The organism is Bradyrhizobium sp. 159, from assembly GCF_023073795.1.
Taxonomy (GTDB): Bacteria; Pseudomonadota; Alphaproteobacteria; order Rhizobiales; family Xanthobacteraceae; genus Bradyrhizobium.
Genome location: NZ_JADPKE010000114.1, coordinates 161,241 through 186,916 on the forward strand (window position 1 = coordinate 161,241; position 25,676 = coordinate 186,916).

The following is a 25,676-nucleotide window of genomic DNA, read 5'->3' on the forward strand; positions in this document are numbered from 1 at the left end:
ATGGCCCGCCCTGCCCTCATCCCCGCTGGTGATTTCCGCACCACTTATGCCGCGGACACCACGATCTTCCCGACCACGACCAGCCGCAATTTTGCGATCGCCGGCGTGCTGCTGCTGTGTCTCGCGCCACAATTCTTCAGCGGCTACTGGCTCAGCATCTTAATCCACATCGGCATCTTCTCGATTGCGGCCCTCGGGCTGAACATTCTCGTCGGCTTCACCGGCCAGATCTCGATCGGCCACGCCGCGTTCTTCCTGCTCGGCGCCTTCACCTCGGCCTACATCTCCAACAACGCGCCGATCCCGGTGTTCTTCGCAATTCCGCTCGCCGGGATCGTCACTGCGCTGGTCGGGCTGATCTTCGGCATCCCTGCGGCGCGGCTGAAGGGCCTCTATCTCGTCATCGCGACGCTGGCCGCGCAATACATCCTGCTCGACTTCTTCTCCCGCGCCGAATGGTTCTCGGGCGGATCGGTGCCTGCGAGCGCCGAGCCGTTCTCGATTCTGGGCTACACGCTGCGCGGCGATAGGCAGTATTTCTACGTCGTGCTGGCCTATGTGCTGGCGAGCTACATCCTCGTCACCAATCTGATGCGCACGCGCGACGGTCGCGCGCTGGTGGCGATCCGCGACCATTATCTCTCAGCGGAGATCATGGGCATCAATCTCACCAAGTACCGCACGCTGTCGTTCGGCCTCGCCGCCTTCTTCGCCGGGATTGCCGGTGCGCTCTATGCGCATTACCAGCTCGTGGTCTCCCAGGAAGGTTTCGGCATAGAGCGCTCGATCCTGTTCCTGGCCATGATCATCATCGGCGGCACCGGCTCGATCATGGGCACGCTGATGGGCACCGCCTTTGTGGTGCTGCTGCCTGAATCGATGGAATTCCTCAGCCTGCACTTGAAGGGAGGCGCAATCGACAAGGCGCTCTCGCTCAACAACAACATCACCTTCCTGCGCGAGATCGCGATCGGGGTGATCATCATCGCGTTCCTGATGTTCGAGCCTGATGGCCTCGCGCATCGCTGGCGGCAGATCAAGGCTTACTGGAAACTCTACCCGTTCTCGCATTGAGCGCGGAAGCTTCACTTAAACAATAACAGGAGGAACCGACCCATGACGATGAAGTCCCTTTTGAGCACCGCATCGCTCGCGCTTGCGATCGCCGCATTCTCGGCAAGCGCGCAGGCACAGATCGCGATCGGACATCTCGCCGATTATTCCGGCGGCACCTCCGACGTGGGCACGCCCTATGGACAGGCCGTCGCCGACACCTTCGCCTGGGTCAACAAAAACGGCGGCGTCGGCGGCAAGCAGCTCAACGTCGACACCAACGATTATGGCTACCAGGTGCCGCGTGCGATCGCGCTCTACAAGAAGTGGTCGGCGCCGGACTCGAAGGTCGCTGCGATCATGGGCTGGGGCACCGCGGACACCGAGGCGCTGACCGGCTTCCTCGCACAGGACAAGATTCCAGACATGTCCGGCTCCTATGCCGCCGCGCTGACCGATCCCGAAGGCGTCAGCGGCAAGGCCAAGCCTGCTCCCTACAATTTCTTCTACGGCCCGAGCTATTCCGACGCGCTACGCGCGATGCTGATGTGGGCGGCCGAGGACTGGAAGACCAAGGGCAAGTCCGGCAAGCCGAAATTCGTCCACATGGGCGCCAACCATCCCTATCCGAACGCGCCGAAGGCCGCCGGCGAAGCCATGGCACAGGAGCTCGGCTTCGAGGTGCTGCCGCCGCTGGTGTTCGCGCTCGCACCCGGTGACTACAGCGCGCAGTGCCTCAGCCTGAAATCTTCGGGCGCCAACTACGCTTATCTCGGCAACACCGCGGCCTCCAACATCTCAGTGATGAAGGCCTGCAAGACCGCGGGCGTCGAGATCCAGTTCCTCGGCAACGTCTGGGGCATGGACGAGAACGCCGCCAAGACTGCAGGCGATGCCGCCAATGGCGTGATCTTCCCCTTGCGCACCGCGGTGAGCTGGGGCGGCGATGCGCCCGGCATGAAGACCCTGATGGAGATCTCCAAGATGTCCGATCCGACCGGCAAGGTCTATCGCCCCGTACACTACGTCGCCGCCGTCTGCTCAGCGCTGTACATGAAGGAAGCGCTCGACTGGGCTGCCAAGAACGGCGGCGCCACGGGCGAGAACGTTGCCAAAGGCTTCTACCAGAAGAAGGACTGGGTTCCGGCCGGGATGGAAGGCGTCTGTAATCCCTCGACCTGGACCGACAAAGACCACCGCGGCACGTTGAAGGTCGATCTGTATCGCACCAAGGTCTCAGGTCCGACCGATGGCGACCTCAACGACCTCATGGCCAAGGGCACGATCAAGCTCGAGAAGGTCAAGACCGTCGAACTGCCGCGTAAGCCGGAATTGCTGGGGTGGTGAGCCCCCCGCTCTCGCCCCCCACACAACTGTCATCCCCCGCGAAGGCGGGGGATCCAGTGCGCCGCGACCTCTCGGGAACGTTGGGCGTCTCTGGAATACTGAGTCACCCGCCTTCGCGGGTGACGGAGAAGACTGCATGACCCAGACTGCCGAAGCAACGCGCCCCAACCCCAGCATCGTGCCTGCGTCCGCCCTCCTCAGCGTGCGCAACATCGAGGTCGTCTATGACGACGTCATCCTGGTGCTGCGTGGCCTCAGCCTCGATGTGCCCAAGGGCGCGATCGTGGCGCTGCTAGGGGCCAACGGCGCCGGCAAGTCGACGACGCTGAAGGCGATCTCGGGACTACTCAAGACCGAGGACGGCGAGGTCACGCGTGGCGATATCCTGTTCGAGGGCGACCGCATTAACGGCATCGATCCCGACAAGATCGTGCGCCGCGGCATCTTCCAGGTGATGGAGGGCCGGCGCATCGTCGCCGACATGACCTCGCTGGAGAACCTCAGGCTCGGCGCCTTCACCCGCAGGGATCGCGAGGTCGATGCCGACCTCGACATGGTCTTCAACTACTTCCCGCGCCTGAAGGAACGCACCGGACTTGCCGGTTATCTCTCAGGCGGCGAGCAGCAGATGCTTGCGATCGGCCGCGCGCTGATGGCGCGCCCGAAAATGATCTTGATGGACGAGCCGTCCATGGGATTGTCGCCGCTGCTGGTGAAGGAGGTGTTCTCGATCATCCAGAAGATCAACCGCGACCTCGGCGTCACCATTCTGCTGGTCGAGCAGAACGCGCGCGCCGCACTCTCGGTGGCGAGCCACGGCTACATCATGGAGCAAGGCAAGGTCGTGCTCGACGGCACCGCGGACGAACTGCGCGACAACGAGGACGTCAAGGAATTCTACCTCGGCGGCGCCGGCGACCAGCGCAAGAGCTTCAAGAACCTCAAGAGCTTCAAGCGGCGCAAGCGCTGGCTTTAACTTTCCAGCACCTGTTCCGCTTCCGTGACTGCGCAGAGAACATGATAGAACGAAGACGCAGGAATGGTGTCGATCAGCGATTTGCCGTCGCGGTCGAACTGATCGTACCAGCCGCCCTTCACAGGATGGCTGAGATAATGCCGTTCGAGCCGCAACAGCGCTGCGCGCGCTTCATCCGCCGCGCCCGCCTCGCCGGACTCGGCCTGCGCGATCCAGGCCTTCGCGATCTCGGTCTGGGGCCACAGCCGACGCGTGCTGCGGCGGATGTTGCCAGCGTCGTCGCCCTCGTCGATCAGGCAGCCCGTGGCCTCGTCGCGGTAGCGCAGCGAGGTCGCCAACAGTTCGGCGCGCCGCTGCCCGGTCGGGCATCCCGTGATGCGTTCGAAACCCTTCAGGAGCCAGACCCATTCCGCCTGGTGACCCGGCTCGACGCTGATCGGCTCGATCTTCGACCAGTCCTCCTCGAAATACTCGCCGAGCACGCACTTCCGCTTGTCATAGAGGTTGGCGAGGAACAGCGCAAAGAACTCACCGGCGCGGTTCTGGAACGACAGATCGTGGGTCGCCTCGAAGCAGGCGATCATCGCCTCGAACAGATGCATGTGCGGGTTCTGCCGGCGCGGCAGCGAGACCGGAAGGCCTTCGTGGACGCCACCATGCGGCGAGCGCAGATGGCCGTCGAGGAAGCCGAGCAGCGCATCCATCTCGGCGCGCACCTGTGCATCCCGGTCGAAGGCGTAGACCGTCGCGAGCGCAAACAGGATGAAGGCGTGGTCATAGGCATCGCGCCGGGCATCCAGCACCGCCCCTTCCGGCGTCAGCCGGTGCACATAGCCGGGCCGGCCGTCTGGCGCCTTCGCTCTGTCCAACAGATGCTCCAGCCCCTTCAGCGCGATCGCTCGCCCCTCGGGATACCAGCCCATCTGCGCGGCCTTGGCGTAGCAATAGATCTGGCGCGCCTGCACGAACACGCGGCGCGGCGCGGCCGCGTCCGCCGTACCGTTCGGGTGCAGCCGGTCGATGAAACCGCCCGTGGCGTGATCCCAGCCGACGGTCGACCACAGCGGCAGCGCCTCGTCGATCATGCGGCGCTTCAGGCGCGCGACGACGTCCACCGCCTCGTCCGCCGCAATACTTCCTTCGTCCGCCATCGGGTCCTCTTCAAGCCTCGCCGATGGCCGTCTGATACCGATGCCGGCGGCGGCGTGCAACGGACCATGCCAACCCGGAAAGATCAGCCATGACCGCTCATTACGACGCCCTCGAAACGCGCGACCAGGGCGCGCGCGAGGCCGAGCTGTTTTCCCGGCTCCCGGAGGTCCTGCGCGGCGCGATGGCCGCTCCAGCCTATGCCGAGCGGCTGAGGGGCCTCGACCCCGCCTCAGTGAGGTCTAGAGAGGCGCTGGCGGGCCTGCCGGTGCTGCGCAAGTCGGAACTACCGGCCCTGCACAAGGCTTCTAGGCCGTTCGGCGGCCTTGTGGCGGCCGCGCCGGGGTCGTTCGCCCGTCTTTTCACCTCCCCTGGGCCCATTTTCGAGCCGGAGGGGCGCCAAGCCGACCCCTGGCGCGGCGCACGGGCGCTGTTCGCAGCCGGGTTCCGCCCGGACGACATCGTGCTCAACACCTTCAGCTATCACCTCACCCCGGGCGGCTTTATCTTCGACGCATCGGCACGCGCGCTTGGTTGCGCGGTGATTCCGGCGGGTCCCGGCAATGCCGAACAGCAGTTCGAACTGATCGAGGCTTACCGGCCGGTCGGCTACAGCGGCACGCCGGATTTCCTGAAAATCCTGCTCGATACCGCAGCAAGCGGCGGCCGCGACGTCTCCTCGATCAAGCGCGCTCTGGTCTCGGGCGCGGCGTTTCCGCCCTCGCTCCAGGCCGAGTTCAAGGCGCGCGGCATCGACGCCTATCAGGCCTTCGGCACCGCCGATCTCGGCCTCATTGCCTTCGAGACCGAGGCCCGCGAAGGCATGATCGTGAACGAGGACCTGATCCTGGAAATCGTCAAACCCGGCACGGGGGATCCGGTTGCGCCGGGCGACGTCGGCGAGATCGTCGTCACCTCGCTCGACCCGCACCATCCCTGGATCCGGCTCGCGCTCGGCGACCTCACCGCGACTCTGCCGGGCGTCAGCCCGTGCGGGCGCACCAACATGCGCATCAAGGGATGGATGGGCCGCGCCGACCAGACCACCAAGGTGAAGGGCATGTTCGTCCGCCCCGAGCAGATCGCCGAAATCGGCAACCGCCATTCCGCGCTCGGACGACTACGCCTCGTCGTCTCGCGCCAGGGCGAGACCGACGCAATGACGCTGAAAGCGGAAACGACAGCCGCGAGCGACGCGTTGCGCGAGCAGATCGCCAGCACCTTGCGTGCCGTGACGAAGCTCGGTGGCAACGTCGAGCTGGTCAGCCCCGGCGTGCTGCCGAACGACGGCAAGGTGATCGCGGACGAACGCTGACTTCAGCGACTTCGACAGCGAGGTCGCGTTCGCGAACTCACCGATCAGCCGACTGTAGAGAGGGTTGCCGTCCGCATGGACACCTTGGATGCGCGAAGCGCGTTCCCTCGCGGCAGCGATTAACTCGCCATCGCGCAGCAGCACCGCGCACCATCGTGATACCGCACTTGATCCCCGAGCTGATTCCAATCGGCGTCCATTTCGTGTGGACCCGTTACGGATGCTTCTATGAAAGCCGCGCCCAATGTAAATCGGCCACTACGCGGCCGAAGCGCTTGATGCGTGCCCTTTTTGGCGTAATGCGCCCGGGCGCAGGAACCTTGCATCGTCCCAGCCGCTCCCGTATTACCACCCCTGTAACGATATGGCCTGGAATTTGGCCTTTCCTGGATCCCAAAACGTGCTTGAACGAACCCTCGTCACGATCGCCGAAACAGAGACCATTGAGGAAGCTTTCCGGCGCCTGAATGCGAACATGCTCGGTATCCTGTTCGCGCAGGACGCGAGCGGGCGAATCGTCGGTGCGGTGACGGACGGTGACATCCGCAGGCGCATGCTGACGGGCACCACAATCCAGGACCGGGTTGCAACCTGCATCAATCGCAACTTCGTCTGGGCGCGCACCGGCGGACCGCGAGAGCAGATCCTCAAGCTGCTCGACCAACGCGTGCACGTGGTGCCGATCCTCGATGGCGAGGGACGGCTGGTCGACGTGTTCAGCCGCGAGCTGTTCAACCTGTCGGAAGAGAGCGAGGTGTTCGCGCGCGCCCGCTCGCCGGTGCGGATCAGCTTCTCGGGCGGCGGCACCGATCTGACGCACTATTTCGTCGCAAATGACGGTGGCGCGGTCATCAACGCCACGATCAAGATGTACGCTCATGCGACGCTGCGGCGCCGGAACGATCCCAGCATCCGGATCTACTCGCACGACTTCCGTCGCACCGTGGAGGCTAACAATCTCGCCGAACTCGGCACTGACGGAGATCTCGCGCTGATCAAGTCGGTCGTGCGCCTGATCAAGCCGACCTACGGATTCGAGCTCGAAGTCTCGGCCGACTTCCCGGTCGGCTCCGGTCTCGGCGGCTCGGCGGTGGTCTCGTCCGCGATCATCGGCTGCTTCAACGAATTCCGCGGGGATCAGTGGGACCGCCACGAGATCGCGGAGATGGCGTTCCAGGCCGAGCGGCTCATGCTCAACATCCCCGGCGGCTGGCAGGATCAGTACGCAACCGTGTTCGGCGGCTTCAATCACATGGAGTTCTTCTCCGATCAGAACACCATCGTGCCGCTTCGGCTCGACCCCAACATTATCGCCGAGCTCGAAGAGAGCCTGGTGCTCTGCTACACCGGCTCGGGTCGCGATTCCGGGGCCATTCATCGCGACCAGAAGGCGCAGCACGAGACCAGCGACGCAGTCGCTGCGGCCGCCAAGCAGAAGGAAGTGACGCGCGACATCCGGCGGCATCTGCTGCGCGGCCAGCTCCTGGAATGCGGCCGGCTAATCGACGAGGCCTGGCACGCCAAGCGCAAGCTGAGCTCGAAGATCTCGTCGGGCGCGATCGACGCGATCTACGATTTCGCCAAACAGCACGGCGCGGTCGGCGGCAAGCTGCTGGGTGCCGGCGGCGGCGGTTACTTCATGTTCTTCGTACGTCCGTTCGAGCGCTACCAGCTCATCGCCGCGCTGGAACAGGGGGGACACCGCTGTTCGCGCATCATGTTCGAGGAGAACGGGCTGCGGACGTGGAAGTCGCGCTTTCCCGCGCGGCTCGCCTGACGCATATGAGACGAGAATGTTGATGACATCGCCCAAACCACCTGCTCCGGTCCGCATCGGCAACCGTCTTCTGAGCGATGGCCAACCCTGCTACGTCATCGCCGAGATCGGCAACAACCACAATGGCGACTTCGACCGCGCCATCGCGCTGGTCGATGCCGCGGTCGCGGCCGGCGCCGATTGCGCCAAATTCCAGATGCGCAAGCTCGAGGAGGTCTATCGCGCCTCGAGTCTGTCCGGAAAGGACGACGACCTCGCGGTCGAATATACGCTCGATCTCCTCCGCCGCTTCGAACTGCCGACCGCGCAGCAGAAGAAGATCGCCGAGTACTGCGCAGCGAAGGGGATCCAATATCTCTGCACGCCCTGGGACGCAAAGAGCGTCGCCGTGCTCGAAAGTTTCGGCGTGCAGGCCTACAAGGTCGCCTCGGCCGATCTCACCAACCTGCCGCTGCTCGCGTGCCTCGCCGCCACCGGCAAGACACTGATCGTCTCGACCGGCATGAGCACGACGGACGAGATCAAGACCGCGGCGAAATTCCTGGACGACCGCAATGCGAGCTATGTGCTGCTGCATTGCCAGAGCACTTATCCTGCGGCGCTCCACAACATCCATCTGCGTTTCATGGAGACGCTGCGCGAGATCCACCCGGTCGTCGGCTATTCCGGCCACGAGCGGGGCATCGCCGTCTCGACCGCCGCGGTGGCGCTCGGCGCCGTCGTCATCGAACGCCACATCACGCTCGACCGCGAGATGGAAGGCCCCGATCACGCCGCGAGCCTCGAGCCCGAGGAATTCAAGGCACTCGTCTCCGGCATCCGCGAGGTGGAGGCGGCGCGCGGCGAGAAGCTCGCAGAACGCGCGCTAAGTCAGGGCGAGCTGATCAACCGGGAAAATCTCGCGAAGAGTCTGGTGGCCGCGCGCGACCTTCCGGCCGGTACGATCATCTCCGAGAGCGACATTGCGGTGAAGAGCCCGGGACAGGGCCTGTCGCCGCTGAAGATGCCGGCGCTGCTCGGCCGCAAGCTGACGCGAACGATATCGTCCGACGGCTATTTCTTCCAGAGCGACCTCGATGAAGGCGCCGCAAGAGCTCGCCGCTACCGCTTCGACCGCCCGTGGGGCGTGCCGGTGCGCTATCACGACACCGAGCGCTTCCTGGAAATCTGTCAGCCCGACATCATCGAGTTCCATCTGAGCTATAGCGACATGGAGCGCGATCCGGCGGCCTATCTCTCCGGCACCTATGATCTCGGTTTCGTCGTGCACGCCCCGGAGCTGTTTGCCGGCTCCAAGCTGATGGACCTCGCGACGCCCGATGAGGCGTTGCGGCGCTATTCGCTGGAGCAAACGCAGGCGGTGATCGACATCACCCGCGGCCTGAAGAAGTTCTTCCCGAAGACCAAGCGCCCCCCGATCGTCGCCAATATCGGCGGGTTCACCATGGACGAGCCGCTGCCGCCGGAGCAGAAGGCCGAGCGTTACCGCATCTTTGCCCAGAGCCTGACGGAGCTCGACATGGCCGGTGTCGAGCTGACGCCGCAAACCATGGCGCCATTCCCCTGGCATTTCGGCGGCCAGCGCCACCAGAACATCTTCATCTTCCCGGAGGAGTCGGCTGCGTTCTGCGCCAAGCATGGCCTGCGGATGTGCGTCGACATTTCCCATACCAAGCTCGCTGCGAATCATTTCGGCTTCGACTTCGCGCAAGGCCTCGCCCAGCTCGGACCGCACACCGCGCATCTGCATTTCGGCGACGCCAAGGGCCTCGACGGCGAAGGCCTCCAGATCGGCGAAGGCGAGATCGACTTCGACGAAATCGGCCAGGTGCTGCGCAAGCATGCACCGACCGCGTCGTTCATTCCCGAGATATGGCAGGGCCACAAGAACATGGGCGAAGGTTTCTGGACCGCGCTCGAGCGTCTCGAGGGGCACATCTGATGGCGCGCAAGACGCTGGCCGTGATCGCCGCACGCGGCGGCTCGAAGGGCATTCCGCACAAGAACCTGCTCGATCTCTGCGGCAAGCCGCTGATCGCCTGGACCGTCGAGCAGGCGCGCGCAGCGCGCGGCGTCGACGTGGTCGCGGTCTCCTCGGACAGCGAGCAGATTCTCGCCGCGGCCGAAGCGGCCGGCGCCGTCGGCGTGCGCCGGCCCGACGACATCTCCGGCGATCTCGCCTCCTCCGAATCCGCCTGGCTGCACGCGCTTGAGGCCATCGACGCGCGCCACGGGCGCTTCGAGCGCGTCGTCGCGCTCCAGGCGACCTCGCCGATCCGCGAATCCGCCGACATCGAACGGGCCCTGGAGACCTTCGACCGCGAGCACCTTGATAGCTTGCTCTCAGTTTGCGAGGTCGAGGATTACTTCAACTGGCGGATCGGTGCCAACGGCCCGGAACCGATCAACTACGATTTCCGCAACCGCCGCATGCGGCAGCAGATCGAAAAGCGCTACCTGGAGAACGGCTCGTTCTACGTTCTCATCCCCTCACTCCTGCGCGAGCAGAGCAATCGTCTCGGCGGCAAGATCGGATTTCACGTGATGGAGCGTCACAAGATGTTCCAGATCGACCGTCCCGAAGACGTCAAGCTGTGCGCCGCCATCATGCGCAGTTACGGCTATGCCTGATCTCAGCGCCTTCTCCCTCGCAGGCAAGGTCGCGGTCGTCACCGGCGCTTCGCGCGGCATCGGTGCGGCGATTGCGAGCGGCCTGCAAGATGCGGGGGCCACAGTGTTCGGGCTCAGCCGGTCCGGGACCGCGCCACACGGCGTCGGGGCCATTGCCTGCGATCTCTCCGATGATGCGGCGATCGAAGGTGCGTTCCGCATCATTGCGGCAAGAGGCGAACGCATCGACGCACTCGTGAATGCCGCGGGCATCAGCCTTCCCGCCCAAAGTGCGGAAAGCGAGCTCACACGGTTCCGTGCGACGGTCGCAACGGACCTGACCGGCGTGTATGCCACCATCCTTGCCGCCCATCCGCTGCTGAAGAACGCGGGCTCGGCTGCGATCGTCAACGTCACCAGCATCAATTCAGTCCGCGGCTTTCCCGGCAATCCCGGCTATGTAGCCGCGAAGGCCGGTCTTGCTGGGCTGACGCGCGCGCTTGCCGCCGATTATGCGCCCGACGGCATCCGCGTCAACGCGCTCGCGCCGGGTTATGTCGTGACCGAGATGACCGCGAAGAGTTTCGCCGATCCTGTCATGCACGAGGATCGGCGCCGCCACACCATGCTCGGCCGCTGGGGGCAGCCCGCCGATATGGTGGGAGCTGCCGTTTTCCTCGCATCGGAAGCCTCCGCCTATATGACCGGCCAGGAGATCTTCATCGACGGCGGCTGGATCGCCAAAGGCCTCGCCATCAGTTCGGACAGCAAATCGTGACCGCAACGCTGCAACGCATCGGCTTCATGCAGGGACGTCTGTCGGCGCTCGTCGACGGCAAGATCCAGGCGTTTCCATGGAACGAATGGCGTGACGAATTCCCGCGCGCGAGGGCGCTCGGCCTGACGCGGATGGAGTGGACCATCGACCAGGAGCGGCTGCGCGACAATCCCCTGACGACCGAGCCAGGACAGCAGGAGATTCTGACGCTGTCGCGCGAGAACGGCGTCCGCATCCCGAGCCTGACCGGCGACTGCTTCATGCAGGTGCCGTTCTGGAAGGTTGATGCCGTCGTGCGCGATGCGCTCGTCGCCGACCTCGACCTCTTGATCGCCGCCTGTAGCCGCATCGGAATCGAATTCGTGGTGATCCCGCTGGTCGACAACGGCAAGATCGAGCGCGAGAGCGAGAGCGACACGTTGAAGCGCGTGCTGCTCGCGCGCTCGGAGACGCTTGCAAGACGGAACGTCAAGATCGTCTTCGAGTCCGATCTGCCCCCGCGCGAGCTCGCCCGGTTCATGGAGGCGTTTCCGGCCGACATGTTCGGCATCAACTACGACAGCGGCAACAGCGCCTCGCTCGGCTATGACAGCGACGAGGAGATCGGGGCCTATGCGCCGCGCATCTTCAATGTTCACGTCAAGGACCGCGTCCGTGGCGGCACCACCGTGCCGCTCGGCACCGGCAATGCGGATCTCGCCAAAACGATCCGGCTGATCGAGCGATCGGGCTACAAGGGGCAGTACATCCTGCAGACCGCGCGCGCTGTCGACGGCGACCATGCCGGCGCGCTGGCCAGATATCGCGACATGACGGTTGGCTGGATCGAGGACGCCGCGCGATGAAACTCGAGCTGAACGATCGCGTCGCGCTCGTCACCGGCGCCAGCCGCGGGATCGGGCTCGCAATCGCCGCGACGCTTGCCGCGGAGGGTGCAAAGGTCGCGCTCGCTGCGCGCGGCGCCGATGCGCTTGATGCCGCGCGGGCAGCGGTCGGCGGCAACGCCTCGATGCATGTCGCCGACGTCACGGATCCGGTCGCCGCGAAGGTGCTGGTCGAGAGCATCGGGAAACAATGGGGCCGGCTCGATATCCTGATCTGCAATGTCGGCACCGGCGCCTCCGTGCCGCCGGGCAAGGAAACCGCGGCGGAATGGTCGCGGATGATCGATCTCAATCTGTTCGCCGCGACCAACATGATCGAGGCGGCCCGGCCGCTGATGGCGCGCGGTAGCGGCGACCGGGCTATCGTCTGCATCTCGTCAATTGCGGGCATGGCGGCGCTTGGCGCGCCCGTTACCTACTACGGTGCGAAGGCGGCCCTGAACGCGACCGTGCGCGGACTGGCGCGCCCGCTGGCGCTGGAGGGTATCCGCATCAACGCGGTCGCGCCCGGGAACATCTTGAGCCCGGACGGCACCTGGGCGCGCAAGATCGCCGAAAACAAGCCGGCGGTCGACGACATGCTCCAGCGCGAGGTGGCGCTGCGCCGGCTTGGCACTCCCGAGGAGATCGCCGACGTCGTTGCCTTCCTTGCTTCGCCACGAGCCGCCTTTATCACCGGCAGCGTCGTGGTGGCCGACGGCGGCCAGCTCAGAAGCTGAACAGGAGCCTTCGATGGCAAATCCCTTCTCCCGCTACGACCTGACCGGACGCACCGCGCTCGTCACGGGCGCCGGCGGACTGCTGGGCAAACAGCATGTCGCGGCGCTCACGGAAGCCGGCGCGCGCGTAGTCGTCACCGATGTCCGCCTGACGCAGGCTGAAGCCGCCGCGGCGGCGCTGAAGCAGGTCGCACCTTCGGCCGATCTGATCCCGCTCGAGATCAACGTCGCTTCGCTCGACTCGGTGCGCGCTGCAAACGAGCAGCTTGCAGGCCGCGGCGTCACCGTCGACATCCTCGTCAACAACGCAGCGATCGACCCCAAGGTAACCTCCGCGCCCGGCGTCACGCACTCCTCGCGCTTCGAGGCGTTCCCGGTACCGCAGTGGCAGACCGAAATTTCGGTCGGCCTGACCGGCGCGATGCTGTGCGCGCAAGTGTTCGGCGGCGAGATGGCCAAACGTGGCCGCGGGGTGATCCTGAACATCGCCTCCGATCTCGGGGTGATCGCGCCGGACCAGCGACTCTATCGCCAGCCGCATGTGACAAGTGAAGAGGAGCAGCCGGTGAAGCCGGTGACCTACTCGGTAATCAAGCACGGTCTCATCGGATTGACGAAATATCTTGCAACCTACTGGGCCGATCACGGCGTGCGCGTCAACGCGATCTCGCCGGGCGGCGTCTTCAACAACCAGGATCCCGCCTTCGTCGAACGGCTGACACGCTTGATCCCGATGGGCCGCATGGCCGACGTCGACGAATATCGCGCCGCGGTCCAGTTCCTCTGCTCGGATGCATCGAGCTACATGACCGGACAGAATCTCGTCATGGACGGCGGCAGGAGCGTATGGTAACCGCGGCACCGCCGCTCATGAGGAGGGCGAGACACCACTGCCCTGCGCTCAGATGAGCGATCTCCCTAATGCTGCAAGATGCCGGCTAGGTTCATGTGCGCAGGGCGCGAGTGCTCGATGCCCAGCAGCGTCCGCCGGTTGTCGTTCGTACGCTGTAAGTGCAGACTCGCGAGCGTAACTCCGGTGCAGGTGGTGACCGTTGTCCCTCGGCCGCCGAACGGCTTGAGGAAATCGAACACGCGGCTGCCGAACATGTCCACGACCGACATCTCGCGCGCCCCGAGCGGCGGAATCTCACCGAAATCGCCGTCGATCTGCTCGCCATCCTCGCGGATCAGCTTCGACGTCGGCCGCGCCGCATGAGCGTATTCGGGATCGGAGGAGTGATTGATCAGCATCAGGCTGCTGACGATGTCGCTGGTTGCGATGATCTTCGGATTGATTCCGGTGAACCCAACGTGCGCCTTGAGCCTACCCTCGTTCAAGGGCCGGGCAAACGCGCCGGTGCGATAGATCGCGACATTGTCCTGATCGACATAGGTCATCGAATAGCTGGCAGGCGAAGACCGAAAGCCGTCCATGCGTCCGCGTGACATCACAGCGATGACGAGATAGTCGTCCCGCGGCAGCTTGAGCGAGGCGAACAGGCGCGACAGTTCGACCTCGACGGAAGCACCCGGCGAATAGTTTTCCGGAAATTCATAGGTCGCTCGGTAATCGCCGTCGCGCGACAGGATGTGCAGCTTGAACCTGAGCTTCTTGCTGAAGCCCGAAGCGACCAGGCTAGCGAGCTCGGGAACGAGATCCTTGACCGTCTCGCGAAAGTTCTTGCGCAGGCTGCCGGCAATGAGACTGCGGAGATACCTGATGTCGACTGGACGATACCAGGCAGGAATCGAGAAACCCATGCGCGATTCGATACCCGCAAAGGTCGGGAACATGAATCGAGGCTCGTGAGGCTTCCAAGGACTGGACGGGAAACGTGTCACGGTAGCCCCTAAAAATGATGAAGGCTGAATTTGCCGTTGGCAAACTCATAATAGCTGAACGGACTGGCGATGTTGGTGCCCTTGAACTCAAGGGCGAATCCCTCGCTCGCGCCGATCAATCTTTCAGCCTCGGGGAAAAGATCCAGCGTGCTGATGCGGACGGCGCCCATCGGCGCAATTTCCGGAAGCGCACGCTCGCCCAATGCGGTGCCATTCAGGGCCATGAGGCGGGCCGTTCCCACCGACGGCCCTTCTGACGCCATGCACGAGTTCACCAACACCACACCGGACTCTTTCAGGAAGCGCGTGAGATAGGATTGCATCCAGGCGGAGGTCGGGAACGGCGCCGCCGCGACGGGTTCGCGTTCGTGCGACAATGTCACCGCGCCATGCTGCGAGAAATATTGTGTGTAATAGCCGGTGGTCACCTTCCGTCCGGGACGAAGCTTGGTCTCGTGTTTCGGTATCAGCGCCATCGCCACCGTTCCCGAAACGTGCGGACACAGCCTAGAAGTCTGCAACTGCAACTGTCCGTTGACGCCGAGCTCCGTGTGGAAATACCCGGCCGGCTTGCCCGCTCCGTCGAAGAGCCAGACATGAGCATCCACGTCCGGATGATCCTTCAGGAAGACCGAGAAGTAGTTGAATGCGCAGACTTCCGTCGTGACGACCTCGTCGTTGCGCAGATAGAGAACGGCGGGAGGATAGCCCCTAGCGACGGCCTCTCCAATCTGCAGTTCACCGGACATTCGACAAGACTCGGCGGGAGAGTAATGGACCGGCACAGACCAAACCAACCGGCGGCATTCTAAAGGTCATACGCGATGTTCCGGCCCGCATGCAAAACGTCGACGTAATTTGAGGGTCTGTTTACGCTCCGCCGACAGTGGAATCAACCGGGAATGGCGGCGCACCGAGCGGGTCGGAACACAACTCGCCACGAGCACGCTCAGCAGTCTGGAGGACGGAATCGGTCGAGGTGTGCGATGCCGCCCGCTCCCACAACCTTGCATTGTTCATATGGCTCCCGTACGACCGAAGCTGGCTAGTCACTCCATTCAGCCGAGGAACCACTGACATGCGCTGGCAGACAAAGGCGCGAGCGTTCTCGGTGCTGTCGAATATCCCCTTTGGCGAAGACATTCACTACGCCCTGCAGCGCTACGTCACACGACGGCTGCCGCGGCCCGAGAAACAGGTCAAATCCGTCTACACGCTTGCGCAGCGACTGCTGGGCGTTCACGAAGCGTACAGCCTGCGGCCGCTCCGGGATTCGATCTTCTTCGAGTTCGGCGCCGGGCGCGATCTGATCATTCCGCTCGCCTTCAGCGCGCATGGCGCGCGGCGCTTCATCACCGTCGACATCGAGCGCTTGGCCAAGCTGGAGCTGATCCGCTCCAATGCCGCCATCATTTCCCGCCTCAGCGGCACCAGCCACCCCGACATCGATTCCTTGGACGACCTCGAACGGTCGTGGAGGATCGACTATCGTGCGCCAGCGGATGCCCGGACGACGGGCCTGCCGGCCGGTTCGATCGACTGCGCGGTCTCCGTCGAAACGCTCGAGCACATTCCCAAGACCGACGTCGCGGCAATCTTGAAGGAGCTGCGGCGCATTATGCGTCCAGACGGACTGGTCCTCATGCAAATCGACTATAGCGACCACTTCAAAGGCTTCGATCCGTCCATCAGCTCGTTGAACTTCCTGACTTATTCCGAGGAGGATTGGGCGCCCTTCCAGTCGCGCTTCCAATACGTCAATCGTCTGCGCCACAGCGAATATCTGGAGCTATTCAGAGAGGCCGGGTTCGAGCTGCTGAGCGACCAGCCCGACCGCCGGCCACCGGAGCGACATATCCTCGAACGATTGGCACCATGCTTCAGAGGGTTCTCCGAGGAGGATCTGTTCACGCTCGGCTCCCTGATCGTGGGTCGTCCGGCCGATCCTTCGAAAGGAAATTGAAGATTGCCAGTCCCGGCTGGGCGCACGGACATCACATGGCAGAGCGGCGAAACAAACGAGTCCTGTCGGCCAGCACCCACGGGAGAATGGGCCGGCCGAACCTCTGCACCCGCTCCTCCACAACGATTGCGGCGAACAGCGCAGCAATTTTGACCCAATATGTCGGCGTCGCGACGAAGTTCAGCATGCCACCGATGTACATGACGTAGAAGCCGTACAACACATAAAAGGATAAAGCCGAGGTGAGATATCGCTCGGCGACGATTGAGCGGATCATGACCGCGGAGATGAGCGCAGTGAGCCAACCGGCCCCCAGCAGAAAGATCCAGCCCAAATAAGGACCAAACAGCTCGAAGAAGATTTCAGGAAATCCGCCTGCGAATTGAAATCCGCCCGTGATGTGCTCCGTTGTCCGTGGCTCACCGATCGTCTCGGACATCAGAAACTGCGGTGTCGTGTTTCGTCCCGCAACGATGGGGCGCTCGAACAGGGCATCGAACGCGTGCCGCGCATCCCAATCTCCGTTGACCAGAACACGTTGATAGGATGCCCATCCAATCTCTGACGGCTGCACGAGAACGCGCTCTACAAGAGCGCCCCGCGCGGCCTCACCTTCGAATCCTCTGACCCTGGTCAGATTCCAGTAGAGCGCGAATGCGATCATCGCGGCCGTCGCCACAATGACGCCGGCGCCGGCCAGCACGATGCGGCGATCGGCAATCCGAGGCATCAAGCTGAATAAAGTTCCGCTTCCGAGTCCCCGCGCCTGAACGAGCAACACCGCCGAGAACGGTATGACAAAGAATGCACAATATCGGTAGAAGGGCGAGAAGCGGCCGCCTGCGAGAAACGTGTAGAACATGAGTGCGGCCAGCAAACTCAGAAAACGATAATCGTATCGCTGGCGCCGCAACCACTCCGCGACGAACATGGCTCCCCACCAGAAGCAGAGCATGTCGCCTCGCTCGATCACAAATCGATGGAGGAAATTGGCCTGCTCGTTAAAGGTCCAACGCTCGATCTTGGCAAATAGCGGAATGACGCCCCCTTGAATCAGGGCGCCGAAAAGCAAGACCAAGAAGAGGACGGACGCGTAGCACGTGGCGTCCGAAAGGGTCAGTTGAGAATGGCTCGCACGCGGTTCGGGAATTGGCGCCGACCGCGCCCACTCATCGAGCGTCGCCGGATTGAAGACCCAGAGGAAGGGAATTAGCGTCAGAAAGTACGCCATGGACTGGAACACCGTCATGACGCCGGGGCCAATATACATCTGAAGCTGGGACGAAAAAACCGGCCCCGAGAGATCGATATAGAGCGACGAGATCGTGCGCCACGCGAAGGTAAACAACAGAAAGGCGACGCACACGAAGATCGTCGACCTGAAGAGCGCCAGCCAGACGATGAAGAGGAGTATGGAGACTCCAGCCAGAAGGGTCATTGCCAGGCCCTACACGGCACGCGCAGACAGTCTCAGGAAGAAGGTCAACAGACCGATAAAAAGAACCATGCCCAAGCCCGCCAGAATCGCCTTTCGCACGAGATTGACTTGCCGGGGCCCTTCCGTCGCAGGTGACGCTTCATCTTGTGAAGCCGTCATCCGCCCGGTGCGCTCGAGATAGGCCAGTACAGCGATGCGCGTGTCGATGTTGAGCATCCTGTCGACCGACGCACCTGGACTAGCCACGAACACAGGTCCGGCAAAAGTTCCATCCGATCGAGCCGGCGCAAACTCCATGTCGCCTTTCTTGAGCGTATCGTTGAGCCGCGCTCTCGCATCTTGCAGGCTAGCGCGCACCGAGCGCAATAACTCCATTCTCGGCTCGAATAATTTCTGGTGCGCTGCCTGGATCGCGAGGATTGCTTGTTGAAGCAGGGTCAGCGCCTCCTCCTTCGAGGCGGAACTCGCCTCCAGACGGATCGAGGAATCGTCGACAACGATCCCGCGCAACGAGGCTCCCGCGAATGACCCCCGGGTGTCGCGAAGTGCCTTCCGAGCATCGGCCAGAACATTGTCCTGAAATTGGATCGCTCCGATCCGCGCCACCAGATCACGGGCATTCTCTACACGTTCGACCGGCACCCCGGAGAGCCCGAGAATGCCGTCAAAGCTGGGCATTGTGCCAATTGCGATCGACGTGGTCGCGGTCCAGGATTCCACCTTCCGGCCGACCGCAAGGGAACCAAGAGCAGCCAACAGGATCGCTCCGATCACGAGCGAAAGAATCCAATGTCTCCGTACCGCTTGGGCAGCGACATCTGACCACCTCGCAAGCGGCAAAAAAGCTGAAGCTTGCGGCGTACGCTCGACCATCGGCATGTAATTCTTGTTCCGGACACGATATGAATGGGAAGCTCCACAATGTGAATGTGGATCGGCGCCCAGTCGATATCATACTGAGCCATCTATGGTTGATCAATCGGCGCATACCAGAGGGCTCGATGAACGATTGTGAGCCTGGCTGCCGCTTGGATCCGCCTGGACGCTGGTCTAGCGAAGGGGATCCACGACTTTTCCCTTGCTCGTTGCTTCCGGCCGCTGCTAAGTAAACACTGCATATACAACAGTTCCTGTCACGGCGAGCAGCGCGCGATTTTGCGCGCTGGTGCGGGACGCTGGTCACTCCTGTTGCTTCCTCCAAGCCTTGTTCGAAGGTCGACCGCAGCTGGGAGAAGACCCGGCCACAGCTCCATCCAACGAGAAGCCAGAGCATTGAGTCAGGAATATTGCGCTGCTCACCTTCGACTGAGGTGCCCACGGATAGATCTGTCATGCTGAGACAGGCCGTCATCCTCGTCGGTGGGCTCGGCACCCGCCTCGGCGAACGCACCAAAACCGTGCCGAAACCGATGCTCGAAATCGGCGGGCGGCCGTTTCTCGACACGCTGATCGACGAACTGGCTCGATACCACGTCTTCGATGAGATCCTGTTGCTTGCTGGCCACAGGGCCGAGATCGTCGAGACCCATTATGCTGGCGCGACCAAGGGCCGGGCAAAGATCCTGGTATCGCGCGAGAGCGAGCCGCTCGGCACCGGTGGCGCGCTCGTGCATGCGCGCAACCTGCTGCATGACCGCTTCCTGCTGCTCAACGGCGACTCGCTGTTCGACTTAAACCTGCTCGATCTGATCGCGCGCGCGCAGGGCGGGCGCGTTCACATGGCATTGCGCGACGGCGTCGTCGGAGACCGCTACGGGCGCGTCGTGCTCGATGGTGACGTGGTGCGTGACTTCATCGCTCCCGGCTCGGGCGCCACAGGGCCTGTCAATGCGGGCATCTACGTCGTCGACAAATCCATTCTCGCCGACATCGCGAAGCTTCCGGCTTCGCTCGAGCAGGATGTATTCCCCGGCCTTACCGCATCCGGCGCACTGCGGGGCACGGCCTATCGCGGTTACTTCATCGACATCGGCATTCCCGACGATTTCGCACGCGCCGATCGCGAGTTGCCGGAGAAGCTGCGGCGGCCGGCCGTGTTCTTCGATCGCGACGGCGTGCTCAACCACGATTCAGGCTACACGTTCGAGACGCACAAGCTCGGATGGATCGAGGGCGCGCGTGAGGCCGTGAAAGCCGTCAACGACGCCGGCTACTTCGCCTTCGTCATCACCAATCAGTCCGGCGTCGCCCGCGGCTACTACGAAGAGCACCACGTCCTCGCTTTGCACCGCTGGATGGCCGACCAGATGGCGCTGATCGGTGCGCATATCGATGCATTTGAATATTGTCCTGATCACCCGGACGGAACCGTCGCACGCTATTGCCGCACGAGCGACCGGCGCAAGCCGGCCCCCGGCATGATCACCGATCTCATCAAGCGCTTCCCCGTCGACATGACGCGCAGCATGGTGATCGGGGACAAGCAAAGCGACATCGAAGCAGCGCAGGCGGCGGGGGTCGCCGGGCATCTGTTCGAGGGCGGAAATCTGGAAGTATTCGTCAAGCAACGCCTGGCCTCGACCAGGAACGGCTAGAGGCGCCCAAAAAGCTGCATCCCCGGCATTTGGCGGATGTTGCTCTGTTGCACGCGACGGCCAGTATGCTATAGCCCCATCTTGTTGCGAATACTGGCTTAATCGCCTTTTTGGGGTCCGGCATGGAAGATCTGAAGGACGCCCGCGTCCTTGTCACCGGCAGCGACGGCTTCATCGGCTCGCATCTCGTCGAGGAGCTGGTCAAGGCCGGCGCCCGCGTCAAGGCGATCGTCTATTACAATTCCTTCAACTCCTGGGGCTGGCTCGACACGGTGCCGGCCGACATCATGACGTCGGTGGAGGTGGTGGCTGGCGACATACGCGATCCGCACTTTATGATCGCGGCCGCGAGCGGCTGCACCGACGTGCTGCATCTTGCGGCGCTGATCGCGATCCCGTTCTCCTATGTCGCTCCCGACTCTTATGTCGAAACTAATGTGCGCGGCACCGTGAACGTGCTCCAGGCCGCGCGCATGGCCGGCGTGCGCCGCTTCGTGCAGACCTCGACCAGTGAAGTTTACGGCACGGCTCAGACCGTTCCGATCAAGGAGAGCCATCCGCTGGTCGGACAGTCCCCCTACTCCGCCTCGAAGATCGCCTCCGATCAGATGGCGCTGTCGTTCCAGGCTTCGTTCGACATGCCGGTCGTGGTGATCCGCCCCTTCAACACCTTCGGCCCGCGGCAGTCGGCGCGTGCGGTGATCCCGACGATCATCAGCCAGATCGCGACCGGCAAGCGGAAGATCCGCCTCGGCGCCGTCAGCCCGACGCGAGATTTCTCGTTCGTCACCGACACTGCGCGCGGCTTGATCGCGGGCCTCACGGCGCCTGCAGAGCAAGTCGTCGGCCAAACCATCAATCTCGGCAGCGGTTTTGAGATCTCGGTCGGCGCGACCGCGCGGATGATCGCCGAAGTCATGGGAACGTCGATCGAAATCGAGACCGACGAGGCGCGCCTGCGTCCCGCCAACAGCGAGGTCGAGCGGCTCTGGGCCGACAATTCCAAGGCACGCCAGCAGCTCGGCTGGAGCCCTGAATTCGGCGGTGTCGACGGTATGCGCCGCGGCATGGTCAAGACGGTCAACTGGTTTACCAATCCCGCAAATCTCAGCCGCTACAAGGCTGACGTCTACAACGTCTGAGACGATCGTGGATAGTCGCGTGACCAGCACAACCTTCGAGCCAAAGACGATCGTCGATGCCGTGCGGCGCGCGGTGGGGACACCTAATGGAGTTCTCGGGCTGCACGAACCGGTGTTTGCCGGCAACGAGATCGCCTATCTCGAAGAGTGCATTAAGAGCACCTTCGTCTCCTCGGTCGGCCCGTTCGTCGATCGGTTCGAGCGCATGCTCGAGGAGGTCACCGGCGCCAAACGCGCGGTCGCCGTCGTCAATGGCACAGCCGCGCTGCATGCTTGTTTCCGGCTTGCCGGCGTGGAGCCCGGCGCCGAAGTCATCTCCCCTGCGCTGACCTTCATCGCGACGACGAATGCGATCGCCTATTGCGGGGCGACACCGCACTTCATCGACAGCTCGTTCGAAACGCTCGGCATGGACGCGAATGCGCTCGCTGTGCGACTAGACGCGGTCGCGCAGAAGACTGCAATCGGCACCATCAATCGCGAGACCGGCCGCCGCATCGCAGCGATCGCCCCCATGCACACATTCGGGCACCCCGTCGATTTGGACGCGATCGCCGCCCTTGCGGACGCTTGGAACATCGCGCTGGTTGAGGATGCCGCGGAATCGCTGGGGTCCACCTACAAGGGCCGGGCGGTCGGGTCGCGGGCGCGCCTGGCAGCGCTTAGCTTCAACGGCAACAAGATCGTGACCACAGGCGGCGGCGGCGCCATCTTGAGCAATGATGAAGAGCTGGGGCGCCGCGCCAAGCACCTGACGACGACTGCGAAGCTGCCGCACAAATGGGCCTTCATCCACGACGAGATCGGCTTCAACTATCGCCTGCCCAATCTGAATGCGGCGCTCGGCTGCGCCCAACTCGAGCAGCTCGACGGCTTCCTGGCCAGCAAGCGCAAGTTGGCTGCGGCCTATCAGCGTGCCTTTGCGGATGTTCCCGGCGTCCGCTTCTCACGCGAGCCGAAGGGTACCACGAGCAATTACTGGCTGAATGCGATTTTGCTCGACGAAGCCCAGGCCGGCCAGCGCGACGATCTTCTCGCCGCGCTCAACGAGGCCGGTTTCGGCGCGCGTCCGGCCTGGACCTTGATGCACAAGCTGCCGATGTTCGCGCAAAGCCCGCGCGGCGACCTTTCGACCGCCGAAGCCATCGAGCGCCGGCTGATTAACCTGCCCAGCAGCGCCAGCATCAGAGCCCGCGATGAATAATGTCGCGCGAAAGATCTGCTTCGTCACCGGCAGCCGCGCTGATTTCGGGCTGCTGGTCTGGCCGATGCGCGCGATCCGGGAAACGCCCGGCCTGACGCTTCAGCTCGTGGCCACCGGCATGCATTTTGCGCCGGAGTTCGGCTACACCTTCAACGCCATCCGCGAGGAGGGCTTCGAAGTCGACGAGCGTGTCGAGTCGCTGCTCAGCAGCGACTCGGGCGCTGGTGTTGCCAAATCAGTCGGACTCGGCGTGATCGGCTTTGCCGACGCCTTCACGCGCCTGCAACCGGATCTCGTCGTTGTGCTCGGCGATCGCTTCGAGATGTTCGCGGCCGCGCAGGCTGCGATGTTCATGCGACTCCCGATGGCGCATCTGTTCGGCGGCGACGTGACCGAGGGCGCGATCGATGAATCCACCCGCCACGCCATCAGCAAGATGGCGCACCTGCATTTCACCAGCAATCGGGCTTCGACGCAGCGGCTGATCCAGCTTGGCGAGCATCCGTCCCGCATTCACACCATCGGATCGGTCGGCATCGACGCCATCAAGCATCTCGATCTGATGGACCGCGACGGCATCGGCCGCGCCCTCGGAATGCCGCTAGGCGAACGCAATGCGCTCATCACGTTCCACCCGGTCACGGTTGAATCCGGGCGGTCAGTGTCCGAACTGGACGAATTGTTCGCGGCACTATCAACGCTCGATCCCGCCTTTCGTTTCGTATTCACGCTCGCCAACGCGGATGCCGAGGGCCGTGCGTTGAACGCCAGGATCGAGGCTTTCGCGGCTCACCGCCAGAACACGATCGCGGTCGCCTCGCTCGGGCAGCTTCGCTATCTCAGCCTGATGAGCCAGGTGGATGTGGTGATCGGAAATTCCTCGAGCGGCGTGCTCGAAGCGCCCTCCTTCGGCGTTCCCACGGTCGACGTCGGCGACCGTCAGAAGGGGCGCGAGCGTGCGGCCTCGGTGTTTCATGCGGCGCCCGAGCGCAACGCGATTGCCGGCGCGATCGCTGAAGCCTTGCAACGGGGCCGGCAGGCGACCGACAGCCCTTACGGCGACGGCGCATCCAGCCGGCGCTTCGCCGAAATCGTCGCCGGCATTTCGGATTTCAGGGAGCTTCTGGCAAAAGGTTTTTACGAGATTCCGGCCAAAGGGGCGCAGCCATGACGACGCACACGCTGATCATCGCGGAAGCCGGCGTCAATCATGACGGCAGCTTGGAGAAAGCACTGGCGCTGGTCGATGCGGCCGCCGATTCCGGCGCCGACATCGTCAAGTTCCAGACGTTCAACGCCAAGGCGCTCGCCGGCGGCGCGGCGAAAAAGGCCGACTATCAGCAACGAACGACGGATGCCGCCGAGAGCCAGCTCGCCATGCTGGAACGGCTCGAATTGCCACAAGCCGCGCATCACACGCTGATCGCGCGCGCCAAGGAGCGAGGCATCGAATTCCTGTCGACGCCATTCGACGACGCCTCGCTCGCCTTCCTGTTGTCGCTGAAACTGCCGCGCATCAAGATCGGATCGGGTGATCTCACCAATGCGCCGCTGCTGCATGCTGCTGCGAAGGCCGGCGCAATGCTCATCCTCTCGACCGGCATGGCAACGCTCGGCGAGATCGAGGAGGCTCTGGGCGTGCTCGCCCATGGCTACGGCCAGCGCAACGATCGGCCCGGCATCGCCGCCTTCCGTGGGGCGTGGCGCGATCCGGCGGCACGCAGCGCGCTCGCACGGCACGTCAGCCTGCTGCATTGCACGACCGAATATCCCTGCCCGATCGGAGACGTGAATCTCGCCGCGATGGCGACGATGCGGTCGTCGTTCCAACTTCCAGTGGGCTATTCCGATCACACCGACGGTTTTGAAGTTTCGATCGCCGCCGTTTCGCTCGGCGCCACGACGATCGAAAAACACCTGACGCTCGACCGCAGGGCGCAAGGCCCCGATCACGTGGCCTCGCTGGAGCCTGACGATTTCAAGCGCATGGTCGCGGCCATCCGCAACGTCGAACGCGCGATCGGCGACGGCGTGAAGACGGCGAAGGAATCCGAGATCAGGAACGTGCCGGTGGCGCGCAAGAGCCTCGTCGCAGCGCGCGCGCTGAAGGCCGGTGAAACCATCGGCCCGGCCGACATCACTGCCAAGCGGCCCGGCGCGGGCCGGCCGCCGATCGACTATTGGTCACTGATCGGAACGGCAGCGCCGCGTGCGCTCGAGCCGGACGATCCGCTCTAGCCTTGCGGCTTTGCCGGAACGCCGCGAAGGACGGATCCTGGCGGCCATGGGGCCGTAACCACCGATCCCATCGCAACCAGCGTGTCTTTGCCGATCGCGATGTGATCCCTGACCCGGCTGCCGAGACCGACGAAGCAGTTCTCGCCGATCTCCGCACCGCCGCCGACCACCGTCCCCGGCGACAGATGTGTGTAGTCGCCGACCCGCACGTCGTGCTCGACGATGGCGCCAGAGTTGATGATGCAGTGATCACCGATCCGGCTCCGCGCATTGACGATCGCGCCCGGCATGATGACGGCGCCTGCGCCGATCCGGGCTGACGGGGAGACGATCGCGCGCGGGTGAATCACGGACGCCCAGCGCTTGACCTGCATGCGGCCCACCATCTGCCGGCGGGCAGGCCCCGCCTGCATCAATCCGATTCCCGCCACGAAGGCGGCATCCGGATAGTTCAGCGCGGCCTCGTCGGTTCCGAGATAGCTGAGGTCGCCGAGCGTTCCGGGCTGGCGATCGAGAAAGCCGACGACCTTGAACCTGCCGGACAACAGCGCCGCCTCGTAGACCATGAAGGCATGCTCGCCGCCCCCTATGATGATGAGATCATCCATCGCGATTCCCCTGCGCGGATTGATCTTAACGGCCGGATCGCCGGTCTTCAAACTGCCGCTTCGGGCCGCGAAATGGTGAGGTTAACGGGGCGGCCCGAG

General features: G+C 63.6%; 23 protein-coding genes. 17 read left to right on the forward strand and 6 right to left on the reverse strand.

Going from position 1 to position 25,676, the window contains the following annotated elements; genetic code table 11:
- The 3 genes from IVA96_RS33930 to IVA96_RS33940 all read left to right on the forward strand — a co-directional run bounded on the left by IVA96_RS33930 (position 1) and on the right by IVA96_RS33940 (position 3,376).
- On the forward strand, positions 1-1,074 hold the full coding sequence (locus IVA96_RS33930; RefSeq protein WP_247422032.1) for a branched-chain amino acid ABC transporter permease: 1,074 nt from the start codon (positions 1-3) through the stop codon (positions 1,072-1,074).
- Between the two features lie 42 nt (positions 1,075-1,116).
- Positions 1,117-2,400, forward strand: a complete 1,284-nt coding sequence (locus tag IVA96_RS33935) for an ABC transporter substrate-binding protein (protein WP_247422034.1) — start codon at positions 1,117-1,119, stop codon at positions 2,398-2,400.
- Between the two features lie 136 nt (positions 2,401-2,536).
- On the forward strand, positions 2,537-3,376 hold the full coding sequence (locus tag IVA96_RS33940) for an ABC transporter ATP-binding protein (protein ID WP_247422036.1): 840 nt from the start codon (positions 2,537-2,539) through the stop codon (positions 3,374-3,376).
- Here IVA96_RS33940 and IVA96_RS33945 read toward each other — a convergent pair.
- Complete coding sequence (locus tag IVA96_RS33945) at positions 3,373-4,527, reverse strand: AGE family epimerase/isomerase (RefSeq protein ID WP_247422038.1); 1,155 nt, start codon at positions 4,525-4,527, stop codon at positions 3,373-3,375. The genes IVA96_RS33940 and IVA96_RS33945 overlap by 4 nt on opposite strands.
- Positions 4,528-4,616: 89 nt before the next feature.
- On the opposite strand from IVA96_RS33945, the gene IVA96_RS33950 reads away from it, so the two are divergent.
- The 8 genes from IVA96_RS33950 to IVA96_RS33985 all read left to right on the forward strand — a co-directional run bounded on the left by IVA96_RS33950 (position 4,617) and on the right by IVA96_RS33985 (position 13,461).
- Positions 4,617-5,840 (forward strand): AMP-binding protein, encoded by a 1,224-nt coding sequence (locus IVA96_RS33950; protein WP_247422040.1) that lies wholly within the window; start codon positions 4,617-4,619, stop codon positions 5,838-5,840.
- 400 nt (positions 5,841-6,240) lie between these two features.
- Positions 6,241-7,617, forward strand: coding sequence for a CBS domain-containing protein (locus IVA96_RS33955; protein WP_247422042.1), 1,377 nt, complete (start codon positions 6,241-6,243; stop codon positions 7,615-7,617).
- A 22-nt stretch (positions 7,618-7,639) separates the two neighbouring features.
- A complete protein-coding gene (locus IVA96_RS33960; protein WP_247422044.1) occupies positions 7,640-9,559 on the forward strand; it encodes an N-acetylneuraminate synthase family protein in 1,920 nt (639 codons plus the stop codon).
- Positions 9,559-10,248, forward strand: coding sequence for an acylneuraminate cytidylyltransferase family protein (locus IVA96_RS33965; RefSeq protein ID WP_247334326.1), 690 nt, complete (start codon positions 9,559-9,561; stop codon positions 10,246-10,248). Before IVA96_RS33960 ends, IVA96_RS33965 begins: the two co-directional genes overlap by 1 nt.
- Entirely contained in the window at positions 10,241-11,005 is a 765-nt protein-coding gene (locus IVA96_RS33970) for an SDR family oxidoreductase (RefSeq protein WP_247422046.1), read from the forward strand. The genes IVA96_RS33965 and IVA96_RS33970 overlap by 8 nt, the downstream gene beginning before the upstream one ends.
- A complete protein-coding gene (locus IVA96_RS33975; protein WP_247422049.1) occupies positions 11,002-11,850 on the forward strand; it encodes a sugar phosphate isomerase/epimerase family protein in 849 nt (282 codons plus the stop codon). The genes IVA96_RS33970 and IVA96_RS33975 overlap by 4 nt, the downstream gene beginning before the upstream one ends.
- Positions 11,847-12,608, forward strand: coding sequence for an SDR family NAD(P)-dependent oxidoreductase (locus IVA96_RS33980; RefSeq protein ID WP_247334323.1), 762 nt, complete (start codon positions 11,847-11,849; stop codon positions 12,606-12,608). The genes IVA96_RS33975 and IVA96_RS33980 overlap by 4 nt, the downstream gene beginning before the upstream one ends.
- A 13-nt stretch (positions 12,609-12,621) precedes the next feature.
- Positions 12,622-13,461 carry an SDR family oxidoreductase gene (locus tag IVA96_RS33985; protein ID WP_247334322.1) on the forward strand — a complete coding sequence of 280 codons (840 nt, stop codon included), beginning with the start codon at positions 12,622-12,624 and terminating at the stop codon, positions 13,459-13,461.
- A gap of 65 nt (positions 13,462-13,526) precedes the next feature.
- On the opposite strand, the gene IVA96_RS33990 is transcribed toward IVA96_RS33985, so the two are convergent.
- Together IVA96_RS33990 and IVA96_RS33995 are read right to left on the reverse strand one after the other, a co-directional pair.
- Positions 13,527-14,402 (reverse strand): hypothetical protein, encoded by an 876-nt coding sequence (locus IVA96_RS33990; protein ID WP_247422051.1) that lies wholly within the window; start codon positions 14,400-14,402, stop codon positions 13,527-13,529.
- Positions 14,403-14,458: 56 nt separating this feature from the next.
- The gene (locus IVA96_RS33995; protein WP_247422053.1) at positions 14,459-15,199 is read right to left on the reverse strand and encodes a hypothetical protein; all 741 of its coding nucleotides are present in this window, start codon (positions 15,197-15,199) and stop codon (positions 14,459-14,461) included.
- Positions 15,200-15,429: 230 nt separating this feature from the next.
- Between IVA96_RS33995 and IVA96_RS34000 the strand changes: the two genes are divergently transcribed.
- Positions 15,430-16,413, forward strand: coding sequence for a class I SAM-dependent methyltransferase (locus IVA96_RS34000; RefSeq protein WP_247422055.1), 984 nt, complete (start codon positions 15,430-15,432; stop codon positions 16,411-16,413).
- A 31-nt stretch (positions 16,414-16,444) separates the two neighbouring features.
- Here the strand turns inward: IVA96_RS34000 and IVA96_RS34005 are convergent, their stop codons facing one another.
- Complete coding sequence (locus IVA96_RS34005; RefSeq protein WP_247422057.1) at positions 16,445-17,851, reverse strand: DUF6418 domain-containing protein; 1,407 nt, start codon at positions 17,849-17,851, stop codon at positions 16,445-16,447.
- A gap of 9 nt (positions 17,852-17,860) precedes the next feature.
- Positions 17,861-18,730 (reverse strand): hypothetical protein, encoded by an 870-nt coding sequence (locus IVA96_RS34010; protein ID WP_247422058.1) that lies wholly within the window; start codon positions 18,728-18,730, stop codon positions 17,861-17,863.
- Positions 18,731-19,182: 452 nt separating this feature from the next.
- On the opposite strand from IVA96_RS34010, the gene IVA96_RS34015 reads away from it, so the two are divergent.
- The 5 genes from IVA96_RS34015 (at position 19,183) to neuB (ending at position 24,969) form a co-directional block, all read left to right on the forward strand.
- Positions 19,183-20,385, forward strand: coding sequence for an HAD-IIIA family hydrolase (locus IVA96_RS34015; RefSeq protein ID WP_247422060.1), 1,203 nt, complete (start codon positions 19,183-19,185; stop codon positions 20,383-20,385).
- Positions 20,386-20,507: 122 nt separating this feature from the next.
- Positions 20,508-21,527 carry an NAD-dependent 4,6-dehydratase LegB gene (locus IVA96_RS34020; protein ID WP_247334315.1) on the forward strand — a complete coding sequence of 340 codons (1,020 nt, stop codon included), beginning with the start codon at positions 20,508-20,510 and terminating at the stop codon, positions 21,525-21,527.
- Between the two features lie 19 nt (positions 21,528-21,546).
- Complete coding sequence (locus IVA96_RS34025) at positions 21,547-22,731, forward strand: LegC family aminotransferase (RefSeq protein ID WP_247334314.1); 1,185 nt, start codon at positions 21,547-21,549, stop codon at positions 22,729-22,731.
- Positions 22,724-23,902 (forward strand): UDP-N-acetylglucosamine 2-epimerase, encoded by a 1,179-nt coding sequence (neuC, locus tag IVA96_RS34030; protein WP_247334313.1) that lies wholly within the window; start codon positions 22,724-22,726, stop codon positions 23,900-23,902. The genes IVA96_RS34025 and neuC overlap by 8 nt, the downstream gene beginning before the upstream one ends.
- Positions 23,899-24,969 carry an N-acetylneuraminate synthase gene (gene neuB / locus IVA96_RS34035; RefSeq protein ID WP_247334311.1) on the forward strand — a complete coding sequence of 357 codons (1,071 nt, stop codon included), beginning with the start codon at positions 23,899-23,901 and terminating at the stop codon, positions 24,967-24,969. The genes neuC and neuB overlap by 4 nt, the downstream gene beginning before the upstream one ends.
- Here neuB and IVA96_RS34040 read toward each other — a convergent pair.
- Complete coding sequence (locus IVA96_RS34040) at positions 24,966-25,577, reverse strand: acetyltransferase (RefSeq protein WP_247422063.1); 612 nt, start codon at positions 25,575-25,577, stop codon at positions 24,966-24,968. The genes neuB and IVA96_RS34040 overlap by 4 nt on opposite strands.
- Between the last annotated feature and the right edge of the window lie 99 nt (positions 25,578-25,676).